The organism is Streptomyces sp. WAC 04229 (genome assembly GCF_003947455.1).
Lineage (GTDB): Bacteria > Actinomycetota > Actinomycetes > Streptomycetales > Streptomycetaceae > Streptomyces.
On record NZ_QHJH01000329.1, the window covers coordinates 1 to 4,116 of the forward strand.

At 71.1% G+C, this 4,116-nt stretch carries 4 protein-coding genes; 3 read left to right on the forward strand and 1 reads right to left on the reverse strand.

The window, feature by feature from the left end; all coding sequences use genetic code 11:
- On the reverse strand, positions 1–572 hold a 572-nt coding region (locus DMH12_RS37550; protein ID WP_148107589.1), incomplete at its 3' end, for a bifunctional DNA primase/polymerase.
- 367 nt (positions 573–939) lie between these two features.
- Here DMH12_RS37550 and DMH12_RS37555 point away from each other — a divergent pair.
- From DMH12_RS37555 to DMH12_RS37570, 3 genes are all read left to right on the forward strand, one after another.
- Positions 940–1,266 (forward strand): hypothetical protein, encoded by a 327-nt coding sequence (locus tag DMH12_RS37555; protein ID WP_125495747.1) that lies wholly within the window; start codon positions 940–942, stop codon positions 1,264–1,266.
- Between the two features lie 327 nt (positions 1,267–1,593).
- A complete protein-coding gene (locus tag DMH12_RS37565; RefSeq protein WP_163015842.1) occupies positions 1,594–2,166 on the forward strand; it encodes a SigE family RNA polymerase sigma factor in 573 nt (190 codons plus the stop codon).
- Between the two features lie 146 nt (positions 2,167–2,312).
- Positions 2,313–3,989 (forward strand): long-chain fatty acid--CoA ligase, encoded by a 1,677-nt coding sequence (locus DMH12_RS37570; RefSeq protein WP_125495749.1) that lies wholly within the window; start codon positions 2,313–2,315, stop codon positions 3,987–3,989.
- Positions 3,990–4,116: the final 127 nt, after the last annotated feature.

Here is a 4,116-nt window from a genome sequence, read left to right on the forward strand (position 1 = left end):
AGGTGGGACGTGCCGGGGGCGGTGGTGTAGACGCCGTGGCGGGTGCGGGAGCCGGGGCCGACCAGGTAGCCGCCCGCGCCTCGGATGTCGATGCCCGGAGCGAGGCGGCCGGCGGAGTTGGGGACCACGGCGTCGGGCGGGCCGGTAAGCCAGAGGTGGCGGCCGCCGCTGGGGGTCAGGACGACGACCGTGGGCGGGATCGTGAACAGGTGGCGCAGGGCAAGTTCGCGCAGGGCGGCCGAGGAGTCCGTCTCCGACTTCGTGTCCAGGTCGACGCCGACCAGGTGGTGCGGGGGCAGGCCGCAGGCGATGCCGTAGCCGGTGGCCCAGGGGGCGGCGGCGAAGAGCTCGCGGATGCGGGCCGGGTCGGTGGAGGCGTCGTGGACACCGTGGCCGAAGCGGCCGCACTCGCCGTGGCAGGAGAGCGGTTCCGCCGGTGGGCCGGCGCGGTGCGGGGAGCGCAGGGCCGGGAGTTTCGTCCGGGACAGGGGGATGACCGCCAGTCCGCGTTCCGCGGCGGACAGGGCGTGTGCGAGGGCCAGCGTCGTGGCCTTCCGGTCGGTGGTGGCCATGGATCCATGTTCGTACGTACGTTCGAAAAAGGGAAGGGTGAGGGGAGGTGACGCGCCGTGGAAGGGGGTGGAGTTCGCGGATGTGGCGGAACGCTTCAGCTGTTGTCGGGCTTGGGACGGGAGTGTCCGTGCCGCCCCGAGGTGTGCGGTGAGGACGACCAAAGGGGTTTATCGACTTGTCCTCACGCTTGAGGGCGAATCGGGGCTTCCGGGGTGGTTCGTCGGGGATTCGGTGGGCAACTCTGATCACGCGACGTCGTGCACAGCGTCGGGGCGGTCGGCCAACTGCCTTGGCAACAGCCGAAGTTCAGAGTGCTTCACGCAGCTTCACGCAGGCTCACGCAGCTTCAGTCCTGGAGGAACAAACATGGCAAGCATCCGTACCGCCCGTGTCGTCGCCGCCGTCGCCGCCCTTCCGCTCGCAGCCGCGCTTCTCGGTGGCGTGGCGGCGGCGGACAACGGCGCCTTCGCGGACGACGGATCGAGCGCGACCGCCGCCAGCGCCAACGCCGGCATCCTCGGCAGCGGCGTCGGCGGCAACAACAACGGCAACTCGTCCACCACGCAGCAGCAGGCCGTCGGCTCCGGGGCGTCGAACCAGAGCAACACCGCGCAGGTCGACGGCTCCGCGTTCACGGCGATCCAGCAGGGCAACGAGAACGTGGCCGTCACCTTCTCCCCGCTGTGGTGGTGAGCTGAGGTGCCGGCGCGGGAGCGCTGCCGCGCCGGCCCTCGATCGCTCGCGGGTGTGCTTCAAGGGGTCGCAGTGCGTCTGGGCGGTGGTGCTTCGGTGCCGCCGCCCAGGCGTTTCCGGTCGTCAGCGGCCCGGGGCGGGCACGGGCGGCCGCAGCGCCCCGGGGCCGCCCGCGGGGAAGCCCCCAAGGGGGAACCCGCAGTGTCCCTCCTCCCCTCGTCCACCTACAGGAGGTGCACCTGGCACCACCCCTACAACCTGAGGCGGACTCTGCTTCGGGACCTGCGGCCGATCCGCCGGACACCCCCTCGCTCATAGCGTGGAGCCATGACCACACCCGTCTGCACCAGCGCTTCCGAAGCCGCCACAGCCACGGCGCCAGCAAGGGCGCAGACCTTCCCGTACCCGTCGTTCTCGTCGTACGTGAAGGCGCGCCAGCCGGTGCTGCTGCGTACCGCCCGGTCGCTCACCGCGAACCCGAGCGACGCGGAGGACCTGCTGCAGACCGCGCTCACCAAGACGTACGTCGCCTGGGAGCGTATCGAGGACCACCGCGCCCTGGACGGCTACGTGCGCCGGGCCCTGCTGAACACCCGGACGTCGCAGTGGCGCAAGCGCAAGGTCGACGAGTTCGCCTGCGACGAGCTGCCCGAGCCGGAGCCCGTGCCGGCCGGTGACGATCCGGCGGAGCGGCAGGCGCTGCACGACGCGATGTGGCGGGCGATCATGAAGCTGCCCGCCCGGCAGCGTGCGATGGTCGTCCTCAGGTACTACGAGGACCTCAGCGAAGCCCAGACGGCCGAAGTGCTCGGCGTTTCGGTGGGCACCGTGAAGTCGGCGGTCTCCCGAGCGCTCGGCAAACTCCGCGAGGACCCTGAGCTGGGGATTGTCAGGAAATGAGAGCCGACGGGGCCTTTGGGGGCAACCCCTCCGGGTGTCCTTGCGGGTGTTCCCTGGAGAACCCGTACTGATCGATCACCCGGGAGTAGTGACATACCGCGCGGTATGTGCGCAGAATCAGCGCAACCCTTACCGCCGCGTAGGCAATGTCGCCCCGGGAGGACACCGTGCTGAGCACGATGCAGGACGTACCACTGCTGATCTCGAGGATCCTGACCCACGGGTCGACGATCCACGGCAGCTCGCAGGTGACCACCTGGACCGGTGAGGACGAGCCGCACCGCCGCTCCTTCGCCGAGATCGGCGCCCGCGCCGCCCAGCTCGCGCACGCCCTGCGCGAGGACCTCGCGGTCGGCGACGACGAGCGGGTGGCGACTCTGGCCTGGAACAACGCCGAGCATGTCGAGGCCTACTTCGCGATCCCCTCCATGGGCGCGGTCCTCCACACCCTCAATCTCCGCCTCCCGCCCGAGCAGCTGGCCTGGATCGTGAACCACGCCGCCGACCGCGTCGTGATCGCCAACGGTTCGCTGCTGCCCCTGCTCGCACCGCTGCTGCCGCACCTGAAGACGGTCGAACACGTCGTCGTCACCGGCCCCGGCGACCGCTCCCTGCTGGAGGGGGCGTCGGCCCAGGTGCACGAGTACGAGGACCTGCTCGCGGGGAAGCCGGTCACGTACGACTGGCCCGAGCTGGACGAGCGGGCCGCCGCCGCCATGTGCTACACCTCCGGCACCACCGGCGACCCCAAGGGCGTGGTCTACAGCCACCGTTCCATCTACCTGCACTCCATGCAGGTCAACATGGCCCAGTCGATGGGCCTGACCGACCAGGACACCTCGCTGGTCGTGGTCCCGCAGTTCCACGTCAACGCCTGGGGGCTGCCGCACGCCACCTTCATGACCGGCGTGAACATGCTGATGCCGGACCGCTTCCTGCAGCCCGCCCCGCTCGCCGCGATGATCGAGGGCGAGCGGCCGACGCACGCCGCCGCCGTCCCCACCATCTGGCAGGGGCTGCTCGCGGAGCTGACCGCCAAGCCCCGCGACGTCTCCTCCCTCACGCAGGTCACCATCGGGGGCTCCGCCTGTCCCCCGTCCCTGATGGAGGCGTTCGACTCGCTCGGCATGCGGGTCTGCCACGCCTGGGGCATGACGGAGACCTCCCCGCTCGGCACCATCGCCCGGCCGCCGGCCCAGGCGATCGGCACGCCGGAGGAGTTCGCGTACCGGCTCACCCAGGGCCGTTTCCCGGCCGGTGTCGAGGCCCGCCTCACCGGCCCCGGCGGCGAGCGGCTGCCCTGGGACGGCGAGTCCGCCGGTGAGCTGGAGGTGCGCGGCAACTGGATCGCCGGCGCCTACTACAACGGGCCGGGTACCGAGCCGCTGCGTCCCGACGACAAGTTCAGCGAGGACGGCTGGCTGAAGACGGGTGACGTCGGCACCATCTCGCCCGACGGCTTCCTGACCCTGACCGACCGGGCCAAGGACGTCATCAAGTCCGGCGGCGAGTGGATCTCGTCGGTCGAGCTGGAGAACGCCCTGATGTCCCACCCGGACGTCGCCGAGGCCGCCGTGGTCGCCGTCCCGGACGACAAGTGGGGCGAGCGTCCGCTGGCCACCGTCGTCCTCAGGGAGGGCGCGAGCGTCGGCTTCGAGGAGCTGCGCGCCTTCCTCGCCGAGGACGGCAAGATCGCCAAGTGGCAGCTGCCGGAGCGGTGGACGGTCATCGAGACGGTGCCGAAGACGAGCGTGGGCAAGTTCGACAAGAAGGTGCTGCGCAGGCAGTACGCGGAGGGTGGGCTGGACGTCACGCGACTCTGACCGACGGGCCGATGCCGGGCGGCCCCGAGGGCGCCCCTGAGAGCGACACCGGGGGTGACCCTGAGAGCGACACCGGGGGTGACCCCGAGGGCCACCCCGCGAGCGACCCCGAGGGCCACCCCGCGAG